The following is a 13,104-nucleotide window of genomic DNA, read 5'->3' on the forward strand; positions in this document are numbered from 1 at the left end:
GTATGAAACGTCGACTGTTTCTGGCAAGTGCTGGGATTGGCCTCTCGACCGCAGCAGCGGGTTGTACCTCCCAAGCAGCATTGAGCCAATCATCCGAATCAGACTCAGAAGCGGAATCTAATATCTCCAAGAGCACAGAAAACGAGACCGATCAAAGGTCGGAACAGACACGTATCGAAGCTGGCGACACCGCTGAGAGATCTATCGGGACCGCATCGCTCGAAGAGCGTGGTCTCAGAACAGCTCACCACGTCGCATTCGGAAATCCCACGGAGGCGACCCATCACGGAATCATTACAATTTCGACCGCCAGCGAGACAGTATTTGAGGAATCGGTGGAGCTCCAAGCAAACGCGAGTATCGTTGCGTCGCTTACCGATCTCGGCACGTACACCGTTCGGATCACGGTTCCTGAGTTGGATGCGACCGAGGTAGTCACTCTCGACCCTCACCAATTCACCTGTAACGTAACCAAAACGACGGTCAGCGTTCATGAGGATGGCACGCTCGGCTCCACGAGTATTTCGACGCGGATGGCGTGTCCCGGTGTTGTTTCCGAAACGGCTCCCTCCGACGAGGTTGTGTCGCACACACTTGGTGACGAGCCAGTCCCCGCTGACACGGGGCAATTCACGCACACGTTCATGCTCCGGAATCCGTCGGACGAAACGTGGACGGCCAGAATGCTCGTTGAGGCCGACTCGACGGCGCAATTTGATGGGCTCTACACGGTCGAACCTGAGAGCACAGTACTACTCACCCTCACTGAGAGCGGTACATACACGCTATTGGTTGATGTACTCGAAACAGGGATGACGGCCAGCGAACAGGTAACACCCGAAAATTTCGACTGTAACCAGTCGTCAACACGGGTAGAGATTGATTCTGAGGGAGAGCCCATGATGAATACTCTGTCAACCCTCATGGCTTGCCGCACCGAGACAAATTCCACGAACGAGTCGTCCTAGTATGAGGGCGTCATAGAACGCGTGGCACACCAAAGAGCAGGGTGAACGCTGGGATGGATGAGTTCAGCGACCCTGTAAGATGATCCTTCGGTAGAGTCGTTCTTTAATGAAGCTGGCTCTGTTGAAATACTCAGCAAGAAATACATTTCGGCCCGGTTCCGGTCAGTACAGGTAAATAAGAGAGATGAGACTACAATTCCAAAATCAATAGTGTTTCAAAAGATGGAAAATATTGTTGAGGTATGTATGACCTCACTGGGTTTCAGCGAGATCTGCTGTACGTAGTTGCTGGCCTTGATGCCCCGCACGGACTCGCAATCAAAGAGGAACTCGAGGAATACTATGAGAAGGAAATCCACCACGGCAGACTGTATCCGAATCTTGACACACTTGTCGAGAAGGGACTCATTGAGAAAAGCCAGCGCGACCGGCGAACCAACGAGTACACAACCACTCGTCGCGGGAACAGAGAGATTGAGGCACGGGTTGAGTGGGAACGTCAGTACGTCGACCACGACAACTGATTGACCCATCATAATCGAGGTTAGGGGGCTCCGTAGCACGGTTGAAATCCTGTTCTTCCGACGCAATATCGTATGAAACAGTTGGTTGCTGAAGAGTGAGTATCGGTCACGCAGTCCCGTCCGCAGACAGAGAGAATGAACGCTTTAGACTACTCGTAGTAACTGATGCGCTCGACAACTTCAGCGAAGGCGACATTTTCGCGTACATCGGTAATCTCGATTGTCACACGTTCAGTTTGTTTCGTGTCAGGAACAATAACAACGAACCCATGGTCAACACGCGTGATGCCATCCCCTTGGTCCCCAATGTCTTCGATTTCGACGGTGCGTTGTTCACCCTCTTCAACAGGTGGCGTTTGTGTCGATTGCTCGGGTTGTGGGTTAGCGTCAGTATCGTTCTCGTTGATCGTGGGTGCCGACAGCACGGCCACACGGTACGTCTCATCAGCCTGCAGCCCCCCAAGACGGACCTCTTGCTCCGGTATTTCAACTACATATGACCCATCGCGGTCTTCGATCTTCCCCGAGAACAGACAGTGAAGTTCTTCTGAGATCTTCATTTGAATACCGTACACAGTAGACGGGGCGTAGCGCACTTTACTCTGCTGTCTGCGACTACTCCGGGGCTACAACATCCCCGCATGCCGGACACTCAGTCCATACGCCCTCGGTACCGTCGTTCTTCTCGTACTCAAGAAGAACCCACGCTTCCGAGATCTCTTCACCACATTCTGGACAGCGGCCGAGTGGCGATTCGTCAGCGTTCATCGGAGTGGAAAGAGCGTGTGACAGTGTTCCTTCCAACCGAATTTCAACAGAGCCAACAGAGTCCAATTCGCAGAACAATCAAAAGGGACAGGCCGTTTGAAACAACATGTACATCTAATGAGTTTCGAAAACTACGGCGACGACATGGATCCCGGAAAACGGGACATCATGGAAGCTACCCACATCGCCGTCAAGAAACACGGCTACAGCGACCTCACTATCCAGCACATCGCCGATGAATTTGACCGTAGTAAAGCCCTTATTTACTACCACTACGACGGTCGAGATGATCTTCTCGTTGATTTCCTCAAATACATTCTCGGTGGATTTCTTGCGACCCTCCCCGAAGAAGGATCGTCACCTCGCGAGGAACTTGACGATCTTATCGAACTTCTCCTCCCAACGACGGTCAACGAAGAACCCTATCGACTGATGTTGTCGATGTTCGAACTTCGAATGAATGCACCACACGATGAGGCAGTTCGTGAGCAATACCTAGAAGTCGAAGAGAGGGTAAGGATGGTTCTCGAGGACATTCTTCGTCGTGGTATCGAATCCAACGAGTTTGTCGACGTCGACGTTGAGGTGGAAGCAGAAACACTCCTCTCACTTCTTATCGGAATTCGTGCCCGACGCCTCACAGTGTACAACCCAGAGCAGTCGATTGAGCCATTGAAAGCCACAATCGATGCTTACCTCGACCGTATTTCAACGGCAGTCGAATAAAAACGACGTGACTGGTTTTTCTGCCACCAGTTGAGCTCATCAGAGTCCACAAGTCCCGTTTGTCGCCCCCGGAATCAGGTGGAGAGTGCTTGGGGACTGTCAGAGAGCGAGACGAGGTGGTAGCTCTTCGAGCGGGTTGTCAGTAATCTGTTCTCGGAGGGAGGTGAGACACTGCCGATCAGTAGCAGACGCCGCATTCAGGATGGTCCGAACCTCTGTGCGCGATACCTTCACAGTCTCCGGAGCAAATGCGGTTCCGGGGTTTGTCCGGAGTTCTCGAAGAGTCCCAACAGCTAGAAGATATGGAACTGCCCATGCGACGACGGTGTTTCCGTTGCCCAAGGGCATTTCTTCGATGTAGGATTGAGCAGCGTCGAGGTGCTGATTAGCCAACTCAAGGACTCGTGAAAGCACCGATATAGCTTCGTCCCGGTAGTCCGTATGAATGATTTGATCTTGTGGAATTCCTTCGGCTGCTAGCCACTCACCTGGGAGGTACACGTTGTTTTCGATTACGTAGTCCTCGTGGACGTCTTTTGCAATGTTCACCAATTGTAGGAGCCGACCGAAATGTTCGGCATTCCTTCGCAGGGCCTCCTCGCGGGAAGTCGTGAGTGGTTGCTTTGCGAGGAGGTTCGTGATTAGTGCCCCAACAGTACCGGCGACGTAGTGACAGTAGCTTCGGAGTTCAGTATGCGTTTGGATTCGAATTCCCGACTCGTCCGCGTATCGCCCGGTGAACCGAATCATCCCCGTGATCATTTCACGGATAGGAGGTCGCATTGCCTCCTGTGTCTCCTGTGAGAACTGTTCGAAGGCGGCCATAACGGTCGCCGTGTTTCCGACAAGTGCCCAGTCTGCTACAGAAGACCGAGTTGGCATGTACTGTCGGGCCTGACGGGTGAACACTTCGCTCGACGTTGGTGATTCAGGGTCGAGGCTCGCGTAGTAGGTCCTCAAGAGCCTTTGTTGAGTATCCGCCGAGATGTGGGTTGCATCCTCAATCGTATCCGGAATTCGACAAAGCAGGTAACCAACGCAGATCTGGTCGGCCAACGGTGGCTCGAGTGCATCGATGGTGAGAGCGAATGTGCGCGATACGTCTTGGACGGCGTCGTGGCAATAGGCAAGTGGAGGCTCAGACGGGGCTGATTGATGTCGCGTCATGTGTTTGAATTGGTAGTCGCTCAGCTGTTTGAACTCGTTAATGTGAACAAACAGTTAATATATAAATATACCGTCTTCTCTTGGCAACAGAATGGCGACGAGGACAGAGAAATTTGGAGTTTACTGGAAATACCAAAAACTACTTGACTATATATTCAGTATAAGTACTTGATGTACGACTATGAGAACTCTGTCGCACTCGTGACTGGCGCCGGTTCCGGCATCGGCCGCGCAACTGCCAACCGATTTGCCACTGAAGGAGCTACAGTCGTCGTTGCCGATATCAACACGGAGGCTGGGCAAGAGACTGTTGAACAAATCAAAGAAGAGAATGGCAATGCAACCTTCATCGAGGTCGACACCAGCCGCAGTGAGTCAATTGAAGCTCTCGTCGATGCCACGCTCAACAAACACGGGAGACTCGACTACGCCGTCAACAACGCTGCGGTCGGAAACACACCAGCCGAAGTCCAAGAAATCAATGAGGAAGAGTGGAACCGCATCCTCGATATTAATCAGACTGGCGTCTGGGCCGGTATGAAATACGAACTCCCCGCATTAGAGGACACCGGCGGCGGCGCCATCGTCAACGTCTCTTCAAAGGCTGGACTCCGTGGGAGCCCCGGGCGGGCACCGTACGCCGCCAGCAAACACGGCGTAGTCGGTCTAACACGCACAGTAGCCTTAGAAACCGCTACAGATGACGTTCGCGTCAATGCGGTCTGTCCGACAATTGTAGAGACGCCAGCCTTGGAGTCGATGTCTGAAGCAGAACGCAGTTCAATTGTCGAAGAAGTTCCGATGAAGCGGGCTGCGACTCCAGAGGAGGTTGCCAACGTTATCGTTTGGCTGTGCTCCGATGAAGCGTCGTACATTACCGGGCAGTCACTCCCGGTTGATGGCGGCGAAACTCAAAAATAACGCAGATAGTGCGGCTCTACAACTGTCACAGGAGGTCTTTTGTCACGTCTGCGAGTTCCTCCTCAGTGGCTCTGTTGAGATCCTATTCTTCAGACACAGATTCGCCTGAAACAGCCGGTCGATGAGAGTTGCGAACTGACCGCTGATTCACTCATATCTGGTTGAGAAATTTATTGACGGCGCATTCTTTTATTCGTCTCTTACTTCCTCAGGAGACTGGTGCTTCGGAGGGGTACACGACGAGACCATAGACTAGCGAGAAGACTACCTGTCCGAGCGGGATACCACCGAGTGTCAAAACACCAACTATAACAGCATATTTTTTGGCGTCAGATAGCACCATCTCTGAGTTCGTCAAACTGCGCATTATGAGGTATGGATACACAAGGGTTACAACGATAAAATATCCCAGCGAGAAACGGTAGATCCCGTTTTGGAAATACTGCGGGTCCTGTGCGACCAGCGTAAGTGTCAACAGTATCGCTGGGAACAGTATCGTTGTAATCGGGAGAAATAGCCATAGGTCGTACTGATCCATCTCTCCTAAGTTTCTTTTGATTATTTAATAAATATTTGAGAGAAGATAAGCTAAAACACGTTTGAACCTGAATGATATATGAGTGGTATTGAACGCAGTAAGCCAGAATATATCACCTTTTGAGGATTTCAACAGAGCCCTCGCACCGTATTTCCGAACTTTTCAGCTCCGCGGTGAAGCGTTCCGAAAAACGGGCAAGAAGCGCTGAAAAAGATTCTTGGAACTGCGCTATGACTCACCAACAATCTCCGCCACAAGAGCGAACAGTGAATTATCCAATCTACCGCGCTTGGGCCTGTCCGGCCCTTGGTTGTCGAGTTGGGGACTTACGCCTTCATCTGCTAATTATCAGGTAACTGGTTGTCGTGTTTGACCAGTTTTCTGAAAGAGAGCCAGCCGCTCTGGAGGGCCCTCCAGACCTCCAGAGAGCTTTTCTCCTGGTCCCACTTGACGTTGGGCCGCGATCCAAGAGAATCACAGCGAGGGAGATGGCGTCGGAGTGGGGTTGCTGGTGTAACCAGCACTCTAACTAAATAATTAGTCAGTATAAAGCTGCCGGAACTTGACAACGCCTACCGGTGGAGCAGGCCGAGTGACTCAAGACAGACTTCGAGTCGGGTCACAGTACTACTGCTGGCAACTACTGTTAGCGCGAGGTGCTGTCAATACCGAATGAATGAATTCAACTGTTAGTATCCTCAGTCGTCGTGAACAGCCCAGCAACGATCGTCTCGATCAACCATCTTCGATGGCCTCGTAGTGCCGTCGAGGGCGACAGGCGCCTCGCGCGCCTGCGTGACGAAATAGTATGGACCGGAAAAGGTCCCATATTATACAGAATCAAGGAGAATACCTGTGTCTTGAGTAGTCTGCGAAAGAGTTGACCCCTCTCAAAGCCTCTAGGATGCGATGAAGGGCAGTCAGCGTGGTCTTCTCGTGAGACATTTGACCGAGGTGGAACTTGATCAGGCGATCGGCGAAGCTCAGAAGGCGGACGAGACCCGTCTCGTCCGACGACTCTGCTACGTGAAGAATATCTACGTGGGCGATACACGCGAGCAAGCAGGCGACCGCGTCGGAATCTCTCGAGCTACGACACGTCGATGGGCTCGCGCATGGAATGATGGCGGTGTCGAAGGACTCCGTCCCAGATTCGGCGGCCTGCCGCCGCCGAAGCTCTCCTCGGCACAGTTCGAGGAGCTCTGTGAACTCCTCGAAAAAGGCCAACCATGGACGCTACGGCAAATTCATACACTCATCGAAGATCGCTACGGCGTCACCTACCACCCAGCACACCTCAGCCGTAAGCTTCGCCAAGCCGGAATGAACTACGCGAAGCCTCGTCCGATGGATCCATGCAGTCCTGACGATGCAGACGAGATTCTCGCCGAGCGCCTCGAGGCGGCGCTCGGCGAGGATGAGCAACCGGAGGTGGATCCAGTCGTACTGGGCTTTTTTTCGATGAGGCATGGCCACAGCCATTCGAGAATTCTCAACGAATGTGGTCGTTCGACCGGACCGTCACCATCGAAAAGCCATTAGTGACGTTTCCATGGCGGTCGATCGGGTTCTATGCGCTGACTGGCCAGAGCGTGATCATGTACAAAAAGCGGCTCGTCAAGGAGACGATAGTGGAGGCGCTCGAAGAGATCCGCGAGCAGAATCCGGTCGGGCGGATTCTGCTCGTAGCAGACAACTACGGCTCACATCACGCAAATCTCACCCAACAGCGTGCCGACGAACTCGGCATCGAGTTCGTCTTCATCCCACCGTACTCGCCGACGCTGAACGCAATCGAACCGCTGTGGAATGATCTCAAGCGCGAAATTTCACCGAAAATATTCGAGGATAAAGATCAATTTCGTGAGTATCTCACCGAGATGTTTCTCCGAGGCTCTGTTGAAATCCTCAAGAAGTGATATATTCTGACCCGGTTGCGCTCGATATACTGATCACAGCATTCTCACGACTACCTGACCAGTTGTAGTAGAAACCGCTAAGAGAAGCCCCATTTTCACGGAGACACGATCGGTGAGAAAACTAAAGGAGAGGCCGACGATAGCAGACGCGACAAAGCTGTAGACGATAGTTGCTGACAGAGAGAGGGCCATAGTTGATTCAAACCCAACGAGTTCATAAATCTCTTATGGCCAATAGGTACGTTCAGCGACCAGCTGTTTCAGACAAGAACCTGTCTGAAGAATGGGATTTCAACAAAGCCTTCTCCGGTTGAGTCACCGGCTGAGCTTCGCCAGTGACTGGATCGAGACATTCCTTCCAGATGTTCAGAGGTTACGCTGATCACTCGGCGAGGATTTCTCTCCCGTTCACACTAAACGGATCCCAGTCGTAGGTGATCCCGTGTTTGTCGAGAACAGCGTGGACTTCGTTTTTGAAATCCGTCCGCTTCACGACTAATCGCTTCCGGCCGCGCACGAGTGCGCGGCGCTCCCGGTGCTCTTCGGGCGGAACGTAACTCTCAGCGATCATGCCGGCTCGGCGAAGTTGCGCGAGCAACTTCGCGTCGAGCCGGTCGTTTTTCGCCTCAGCATAGCCGATCGCCTTGGTTTAGCTCGGATCTGCGACGACCACGTCAAGATGTTCGTCGAGGGTGTCGTAGACCGTGTAGTAGTTGCTGGTTGCTTCGATCGCAGCTTTGGCTCCAGCGTATTCTTTGGCGACTTCGTCGAGATTCGCGTTTGCGACGCGAATCTCTTCGACGACCTCGGCATCGTCGTCCAAAACAGCGACGTGTGACTCATCTTTATGAAGGTCGATTCCGAGGTAGTACATGGTTCCTCTGGAGTGGGAAATGCGTGAAGGGAGCCACACCTATTCGGGCTCGCCGCCCGGATGCTGATGGCATCCGGGCGACCTCCCATGATAGTGCGTCCTTGGCAGGTAGGCCAATCAGAGCCACGCGTTCTAAGATGCTGTTGAATCATCGGCCTTTGACCACCCCAGTACCTCTTCACGCACGCTGGGGACTTAGCAGGCTTTCATCCCCTCAGAGCGGTTGCGAGGGTGACTGTCACCGGAAATGCCGAAGGGCTATTACCGATAGCGTTCGTCACCATAGACGAGATGCATCGACCAGGACACTACGGTGGGTCGCTGCTTGCGTACGCACCAGTCGGCTTTCTCGTAGTCGCGGCCGGTGCTGTGGAGCTAGCGATCGCTGGCGGCGCCGTTACAGTCGCTGGAGCAATGATCCCCGACTGGGATCAACGTGTACCGTTTGTCCGCCACCGTGGGCCAACGCATACCGTGTGGTTCGCACTTCTTGTCGGTACCGTTCTCGGCGTCGCTGGGGCTCTCGTCGGGAGTAGTATGGGTGTCGGCAGTGCGATCGCGCTCGGCGGTTTCGGATTTGTGGTCGGCGCCATAATCGTCATCGGACACCTCCTCGCGGATGTCCTTACGCCGATGGGCATTCGTCCGTTCGAACCGCTCCGAGATGACACGTACACGCTTGATGTCGCGAAGGCAGCGAATCCCCTCGCGAACTACGCGCTCCTCGCCCTTGGGGCCGTCACCTCAGTGATCGCGTTCCTTGCCGGCAGTGTTGTTGCTGGCGCCCTCGGCGTCTGAACAGCAGGTGAAGCCCTCACAACGCCGAGAGTGGTCCGAGTACGGCAGCTCAGTCACTCACTGTGGTCAATATACCTGGCTTCCCATTCAGCCCGAGCTTCAATCTCTCTCGTGCCTCGACGGGTGGTGCTGTACTCGTTGGTCCGTCGATCGCGCTGCCCCTTTTCGATGAGTCCCTTCTCAACGAGCGTATCGAGATTCGGATAGAGTCGGCCATGATGGATTTCTTTTTCGTAGTAGTCCTCGAGTTCGTCTTTGATCGCGAGTCCGTGAGGGTCATCGAGTCCGGCAATGACGTACAGCAGGTCTCGCTGAAACCCAGTGAGATCGTACATATCATATGTTACGTGTTCGAGTTTTGAAATACTATTGGTCTGGAGACCGCGTGTTCTGGAACCCGTCTCACTCCCTCTAGGCGGTGGTTTTGTCTGTTTGCTCTCACGCTTGAGTTGGAGAATGAGCGTATTCCCGTCGCTGTCGTCGGGTGGATGCTACAACGTGGACCGGAACTCGGTAGAGAGCGTTTTCAGGTCTACCGTAGCGATTTTGTCAGTTGCGAGAAGTCGAAGGCGTGGGCGGCCAACATCTATTGGGACTTTTTCAGTCTCGATGAGGTCAGCGTCTTCGAGTGCTGATTTGGCCCGTGAGAAGGTTGCTTTCGAAGCGATACCCGTATCTTCTCCCCACTTCGAGATGTCGTAGAGGAGGACTTCGTTGCGGGCTGCGAGGATGAGTATAATCTCGACGATACTGAGGTATTCGTTCCTCTTGGAAATCTCTTCAGCGTGTGCGAGGACTTGGTTGAGCTCGTCTGCGACGTCGTCGCCGATCTCTTCTCGGAGCGTTTCTTTCACTACTGAGAGGGCGGGTGTCCGGAGGTGATACTGCTCGGCGGCTTCGAATCTGGAGTCAAACTCACTGTAGACTGTTGAGATCAGTTCGGGGTCCGAGCTCGAGATACTGTGCTTGTCCATCACAGGAACGACAGCCTCAGACTCGGTTGTGAAGATGGTATTCTGGACTGGCTCCGTGAGTGTCCGGAGGCTGAGTTGCTCCCGGTGGATGAGTTCGGCTATTCTTGATGCCGTGAGGAAGCTGTAGAGGGCGTCTTTGATTTCAGCGGAGTCTGCGAGGAGCCGGACCTTGGGCTGATCCTCAACGGTTACTGCTTCCTCTGCGAAGGCTGCGATTTGTTCAGAGCGGGGATTGATATAGAGTGCTGGCTCGTCTCGGTCGGGGATCATCTGTGTGAAAATATGTTGTTTGGCCATTTTCTGTTACTTTGCGGAGATGTACTTAATAGATATGGTATCTGAGTGTTGGACTCCTTCGCCAGTTACGGGATAGCGCTGACTATCCTGTTTCGAGTACGCTCTTGACATCCTCCCGCGTCTGAAGACACGGGAATCCCACGGCAACGCGCCGCTGGGTTGGGATATTAGGGTTTGCAGTCTACCACTTCTACGTATAGCTGCCTGAGACTCGTGTTGAAGCGGATGTAGATGTAGACTGCGAGAAACTATTTTCTGAGTACCACCGCAGAATGTTCGAAGATCGTGCCGGTCTGATCGTTGAATGTGCGGTCGTAATCCTTACACAGATACCGCTGAAACACGCGATAGCTGCCGTACCGAATCACAGATTCGCCACGGCAGGCGGGCAATAGATGCCGTCGCGCCAGCGAACCTGCTGTAACAGGTTCACGGCGCGACGCTCCGAGACGAGCGTCTTGATAGGGAACATCGTTCGTCGGGTGACGCGGTCGTGCCACCCTGGCCTGTTGTGACTTCTGGCTCCAGCTGAGAACTGAGCAACAATCCTCTACCCAAGAGCGTCCGACGATCATGACTGTTAAATTGCTCAGCGATTTACCAAACAGTAATGTCTGAGACTGATACTGACGACACAGAAACACCACCTCTCCCTGGCCGTTTGCTGTTCGGGACTGGCCTTGTCGCGCTCGCTGTGCGGAATTTCGCTAATCATGAAGGACGGGTGGCATACGCCGATGCCAAAGGGGTCCCCGACGCAGAGAAGTCCGTCCCGGCAGGAAGTGCTCTCCTCCTCGGCGGGGGGATTGGAATTGGCATGTGGAAGGCCCCCAAACTCTCGGCGAGCGCTGTAGCTGCGTTTTTGCTAGGTGTGACGCCATTCATGCATGACTTTTGGGCAGTTGATGAGGAAGAGCGTGACGGAGAACTCACATCGTTCCTTCAAAATCTCACGCTTCTTGGCGCAGCGCTCGCATTCCTCAACCGTTCGAGAGACGACTAACGCTCACACCACCCACTCTCTTGTACGATTGAATGGCGGTGAGATCTCCATCGTCATTCGTCTTTAGTTAAGCTTGGAAGTAATATACTCAGGTAGAAATATACTTGGTAGTGTTGGACCATACTGATCAACCGAGCCAAACATTGTATCCACTGAAATCAAGCAATAAACCGACTCTAGAAACACGAATTTCTCGCCGTAGCGAGAGTAAGTCGGCAGAATTCGAACAGAACCTGGGCCAAGACAGGATTACTTAGAGTATTAACTAAAGACGGATGACATTGCTATTAGAGGGCTATTCAGTAGTCCGTGAGACTTGATTGTTCATGTGGCTGTCTGCCGGTGAGCACGTACGATGCAACAGTTCTAAAGAACTCTGCGAGGAGAACAAGCAGTATTGGGCCAAGAAAAATCCCGTAGAAGCCGAACGCGATCGGTCCGAGAATATAGGCAAACATTAGTAGCCCAACATGTGTCCGGTTGCCGCTCACATACGGGCGAATTAGAAAGTCAGGAATTGTATCAACGACTACGAACGCTAAAACGAGAAACAGGAGCACGAAGCCGAACGCGCTTGCCTGACCACTGGTGACAGCAGCTATCGCGAGAATTGCTCCGACAGGGAGGTACACAATTTTCATTCCCACAACAGGAATTAAACTTCCTGCTCCAGTGAGTGCGCCGACTAGGGGCGCAAATGGAACGTTTACTGCTCCTGGTGCAACGAGATTGTATCCAGAAAAGACAAGAATTCCGATGATACCCGTCACAAATGCGTTTAAAATATTACCGAAGAGAATGGAAGACAGTTCATCATCAACAGCTACTGCGTATGACCCGACAACACCTGATTCATCAAAATTGTCGAGGAGCCAGTTTACAAGCCGTGAGCCGTCGGTAAGCATATAATATGTCCCGGCCAGAAGAATGAATCCATGGAGTGCTGCGTTTGCGATGAACCCGACTGAACCAGTCAGTGTAGCAACTATTTGTTCGACCCATGTCTGAACTGCGGGGTCGTTGAGGATTGCTACGACTTCCTCAGGACTCAGCCCCAGTATGTCACTAATTTCTAGTCCTACAAGTGGACCCGGGAGCCCACTCCCTTGTGCCGACTGTAGTGCGGAGATGTATGCTGCACCGGGACCATCCCCTCCAGCGAGCCGTTGGATTTCGGGTACTACCAGTACAAGGGTGTATGTGAGCAAAAAGAGAAACGGCAGTAGGAAAATAGCAATTGTAACCATAGCAAGACCTTGACGCCGATAGGGAACTCGACGGCCTTGGAATCGCGACGGAAGCGAGAGGTTCTCGAGTTTATGATAAATTGGGCGGCTTGCGTAGTAGAGAAAGATTGTAAATATGAGCGTCGCCTGAAACTGGATTAAAACAAAAATGACAGCAGCTAATAATCCTAACCCTCCAATTCCGAAGATGATCCGCCGTCGTAGTCCTGAGCTATATTCCATTTACCTACTAATTGCCACATTACAAGAAAGGTATGTTGATGTGGCGTGGGTGACTTCTTGTTTGTCAGGACTTAAGATTCTATTCCTCTAGCAAGAACTTATGGCCAGAGTGAATCCAATTGATCTCGTGTTACGTAAGATCTCGCTCAAGATGGTGG

General features: G+C 52.6%; 18 protein-coding genes and 1 pseudogene. 8 read left to right on the forward strand and 11 right to left on the reverse strand.

What is annotated here, in order from left to right:
- Positions 1–2: 2 nt before the first annotated feature.
- The gene (locus AMR74_RS15500; protein ID WP_053772955.1) at positions 3–968 is read left to right on the forward strand and encodes a hypothetical protein; all 966 of its coding nucleotides are present in this window, start codon (positions 3–5) and stop codon (positions 966–968) included.
- 242 nt (positions 969–1,210) lie between these two features.
- A complete protein-coding gene (locus AMR74_RS17745) occupies positions 1,211–1,492 on the forward strand; it encodes a PadR family transcriptional regulator (RefSeq protein WP_077152385.1) in 282 nt (93 codons plus the stop codon).
- 149 nt (positions 1,493–1,641) lie between these two features.
- Here AMR74_RS17745 and AMR74_RS17750 read toward each other — a convergent pair whose 3' ends face one another.
- Both AMR74_RS17750 and AMR74_RS19665 read right to left on the reverse strand, forming a co-directional pair.
- Entirely contained in the window at positions 1,642–2,052 is a 411-nt protein-coding gene (locus AMR74_RS17750; protein WP_082356901.1) for a TRAM domain-containing protein, read from the reverse strand.
- 55 nt (positions 2,053–2,107) lie between these two features.
- Positions 2,108–2,260: a phage terminase large subunit family protein gene (locus AMR74_RS19665; RefSeq protein WP_240471198.1), complete on the reverse strand. Its 153-nt coding sequence runs from the start codon at positions 2,258–2,260 to the stop codon at positions 2,108–2,110.
- 117 nt (positions 2,261–2,377) lie between these two features.
- On the opposite strand from AMR74_RS19665, the gene AMR74_RS15515 reads away from it, so the two are divergent.
- Positions 2,378–2,986 carry a TetR/AcrR family transcriptional regulator gene (locus AMR74_RS15515; protein ID WP_053772958.1) on the forward strand — a complete coding sequence of 203 codons (609 nt, stop codon included), beginning with the start codon at positions 2,378–2,380 and terminating at the stop codon, positions 2,984–2,986.
- 99 nt (positions 2,987–3,085) lie between these two features.
- Here AMR74_RS15515 and AMR74_RS17755 read toward each other — a convergent pair whose 3' ends face one another.
- On the reverse strand, positions 3,086–4,042 hold the full coding sequence (locus AMR74_RS17755; RefSeq protein ID WP_240471200.1) for a squalene/phytoene synthase family protein: 957 nt from the start codon (positions 4,040–4,042) through the stop codon (positions 3,086–3,088).
- A 282-nt stretch (positions 4,043–4,324) separates the two neighbouring features.
- Here AMR74_RS17755 and AMR74_RS17760 point away from each other — a divergent pair, with 282 nt between their 5' ends.
- Entirely contained in the window at positions 4,325–5,074 is a 750-nt protein-coding gene (locus AMR74_RS17760; RefSeq protein WP_077152387.1) for an SDR family NAD(P)-dependent oxidoreductase, read from the forward strand.
- A gap of 208 nt (positions 5,075–5,282) precedes the next feature.
- Here AMR74_RS17760 and AMR74_RS15520 read toward each other — a convergent pair whose 3' ends face one another.
- Complete coding sequence (locus AMR74_RS15520; protein ID WP_053772959.1) at positions 5,283–5,612, reverse strand: hypothetical protein; 330 nt, start codon at positions 5,610–5,612, stop codon at positions 5,283–5,285.
- Positions 5,613–6,521: 909 nt separating this feature from the next.
- Here AMR74_RS15520 and AMR74_RS19840 point away from each other — a divergent pair.
- Together AMR74_RS19840 and AMR74_RS19845 are read left to right on the forward strand one after the other, a co-directional pair.
- Entirely contained in the window at positions 6,522–7,154 is a 633-nt protein-coding gene (locus AMR74_RS19840; protein WP_077152388.1) for an IS630 family transposase, read from the forward strand.
- Complete coding sequence (locus AMR74_RS19845; protein WP_053772962.1) at positions 7,112–7,531, forward strand: IS630 family transposase; 420 nt, start codon at positions 7,112–7,114, stop codon at positions 7,529–7,531. The genes AMR74_RS19840 and AMR74_RS19845 overlap by 43 nt, the downstream gene beginning before the upstream one ends.
- Positions 7,532–7,564: 33 nt before the next feature.
- Here the strand turns inward: AMR74_RS19845 and AMR74_RS19250 are convergent, their stop codons facing one another.
- From AMR74_RS19250 to AMR74_RS19680, 3 genes are all read right to left on the reverse strand, one after another.
- Positions 7,565–7,723: a hypothetical protein gene (locus tag AMR74_RS19250; RefSeq protein WP_167551929.1), complete on the reverse strand. Its 159-nt coding sequence runs from the start codon at positions 7,721–7,723 to the stop codon at positions 7,565–7,567.
- A 190-nt stretch (positions 7,724–7,913) separates the two neighbouring features.
- Positions 7,914–8,171, reverse strand: coding sequence for an IS110 family transposase (locus AMR74_RS19675; RefSeq protein WP_276203083.1), 258 nt, complete (start codon positions 8,169–8,171; stop codon positions 7,914–7,916).
- A 9-nt stretch (positions 8,172–8,180) separates the two neighbouring features.
- Positions 8,181–8,405 (reverse strand): hypothetical protein, encoded by a 225-nt coding sequence (locus AMR74_RS19680; RefSeq protein WP_053772964.1) that lies wholly within the window; start codon positions 8,403–8,405, stop codon positions 8,181–8,183.
- 291 nt (positions 8,406–8,696) lie between these two features.
- On the opposite strand from AMR74_RS19680, the gene AMR74_RS15550 reads away from it, so the two are divergent.
- The gene (locus AMR74_RS15550) at positions 8,697–9,203 is read left to right on the forward strand and encodes a metal-dependent hydrolase (RefSeq protein ID WP_053772965.1); all 507 of its coding nucleotides are present in this window, start codon (positions 8,697–8,699) and stop codon (positions 9,201–9,203) included.
- A 53-nt stretch (positions 9,204–9,256) separates the two neighbouring features.
- Here AMR74_RS15550 and AMR74_RS17775 read toward each other — a convergent pair whose 3' ends face one another.
- From AMR74_RS17775 to AMR74_RS17780, 3 genes and pseudogenes are all read right to left on the reverse strand, one after another.
- A complete protein-coding gene (locus tag AMR74_RS17775) occupies positions 9,257–9,538 on the reverse strand; it encodes a helix-turn-helix transcriptional regulator (RefSeq protein ID WP_077152389.1) in 282 nt (93 codons plus the stop codon).
- Positions 9,539–9,694: 156 nt separating this feature from the next.
- The gene (locus AMR74_RS15555) at positions 9,695–10,474 is read right to left on the reverse strand and encodes a transcriptional regulator TbsP domain-containing protein (protein WP_053772966.1); all 780 of its coding nucleotides are present in this window, start codon (positions 10,472–10,474) and stop codon (positions 9,695–9,697) included.
- Positions 10,475–10,659: 185 nt separating this feature from the next.
- A pseudogene (locus tag AMR74_RS17780) lies at positions 10,660–10,946 on the reverse strand (transposase); the annotation flags it as partial.
- A 138-nt stretch (positions 10,947–11,084) separates the two neighbouring features.
- On the opposite strand from AMR74_RS17780, the gene AMR74_RS17785 reads away from it, so the two are divergent.
- Positions 11,085–11,477, forward strand: a complete 393-nt coding sequence (locus tag AMR74_RS17785) for a DoxX family membrane protein (protein WP_077152390.1) — start codon at positions 11,085–11,087, stop codon at positions 11,475–11,477.
- A 299-nt stretch (positions 11,478–11,776) separates the two neighbouring features.
- Here the strand turns inward: AMR74_RS17785 and AMR74_RS15560 are convergent, their stop codons facing one another.
- Positions 11,777–12,946 (reverse strand): AI-2E family transporter, encoded by a 1,170-nt coding sequence (locus AMR74_RS15560; protein WP_053772967.1) that lies wholly within the window; start codon positions 12,944–12,946, stop codon positions 11,777–11,779.
- Positions 12,947–13,104: the final 158 nt, after the last annotated feature.

Origin of the sequence: Halorubrum tropicale (assembly GCF_001280455.1) — an archaeon.
Taxonomy (GTDB): domain Archaea; phylum Halobacteriota; class Halobacteria; order Halobacteriales; family Haloferacaceae; genus Halorubrum; species Halorubrum tropicale.

Bases quoted from the DNA above. Each gene is read 5' to 3' on its own strand.
- AMR74_RS15500 (WP_053772955.1), top strand. From the start codon at position 3: ATGAAACGTCGACTGTTTCTGGCAAGTGCTGGGATTGGCCTCTCGACC.
- AMR74_RS17745 (WP_077152385.1), top strand. From the start codon at position 1,211: ATGTATGACCTCACTGGGTTTCAGCGAGATCTGCTGTACGTAGTTGCT.
- AMR74_RS17750 (WP_082356901.1), bottom strand. From the start codon at position 2,052: ATGAAGATCTCAGAAGAACTTCACTGTCTGTTCTCGGGGAAGATCGAA.
- AMR74_RS19665 (WP_240471198.1), bottom strand. From the start codon at position 2,260: ATGAACGCTGACGAATCGCCACTCGGCCGCTGTCCAGAATGTGGTGAA.
- AMR74_RS15515 (WP_053772958.1), top strand. From the start codon at position 2,378: ATGAGTTTCGAAAACTACGGCGACGACATGGATCCCGGAAAACGGGAC.
- AMR74_RS17760 (WP_077152387.1), top strand. From the start codon at position 4,325: ATGTACGACTATGAGAACTCTGTCGCACTCGTGACTGGCGCCGGTTCC.
- AMR74_RS15520 (WP_053772959.1), bottom strand. From the start codon at position 5,612: ATGGATCAGTACGACCTATGGCTATTTCTCCCGATTACAACGATACTG.
- AMR74_RS19840 (WP_077152388.1), top strand. From the start codon at position 6,522: ATGAAGGGCAGTCAGCGTGGTCTTCTCGTGAGACATTTGACCGAGGTG.
- AMR74_RS19845 (WP_053772962.1), top strand. From the start codon at position 7,112: ATGTGGTCGTTCGACCGGACCGTCACCATCGAAAAGCCATTAGTGACG.
- AMR74_RS19250 (WP_167551929.1), bottom strand. From the start codon at position 7,723: ATGGCCCTCTCTCTGTCAGCAACTATCGTCTACAGCTTTGTCGCGTCT.
- AMR74_RS19680 (WP_053772964.1), bottom strand. From the start codon at position 8,405: ATGTACTACCTCGGAATCGACCTTCATAAAGATGAGTCACACGTCGCT.
- AMR74_RS15550 (WP_053772965.1), top strand. From the start codon at position 8,697: ATGCATCGACCAGGACACTACGGTGGGTCGCTGCTTGCGTACGCACCA.
- AMR74_RS17775 (WP_077152389.1), bottom strand. From the start codon at position 9,538: ATGTACGATCTCACTGGGTTTCAGCGAGACCTGCTGTACGTCATTGCC.
- AMR74_RS15555 (WP_053772966.1), bottom strand. From the start codon at position 10,474: ATGGCCAAACAACATATTTTCACACAGATGATCCCCGACCGAGACGAG.
- AMR74_RS17785 (WP_077152390.1), top strand. From the start codon at position 11,085: ATGTCTGAGACTGATACTGACGACACAGAAACACCACCTCTCCCTGGC.
- AMR74_RS15560 (WP_053772967.1), bottom strand. From the start codon at position 12,946: ATGGAATATAGCTCAGGACTACGACGGCGGATCATCTTCGGAATTGGA.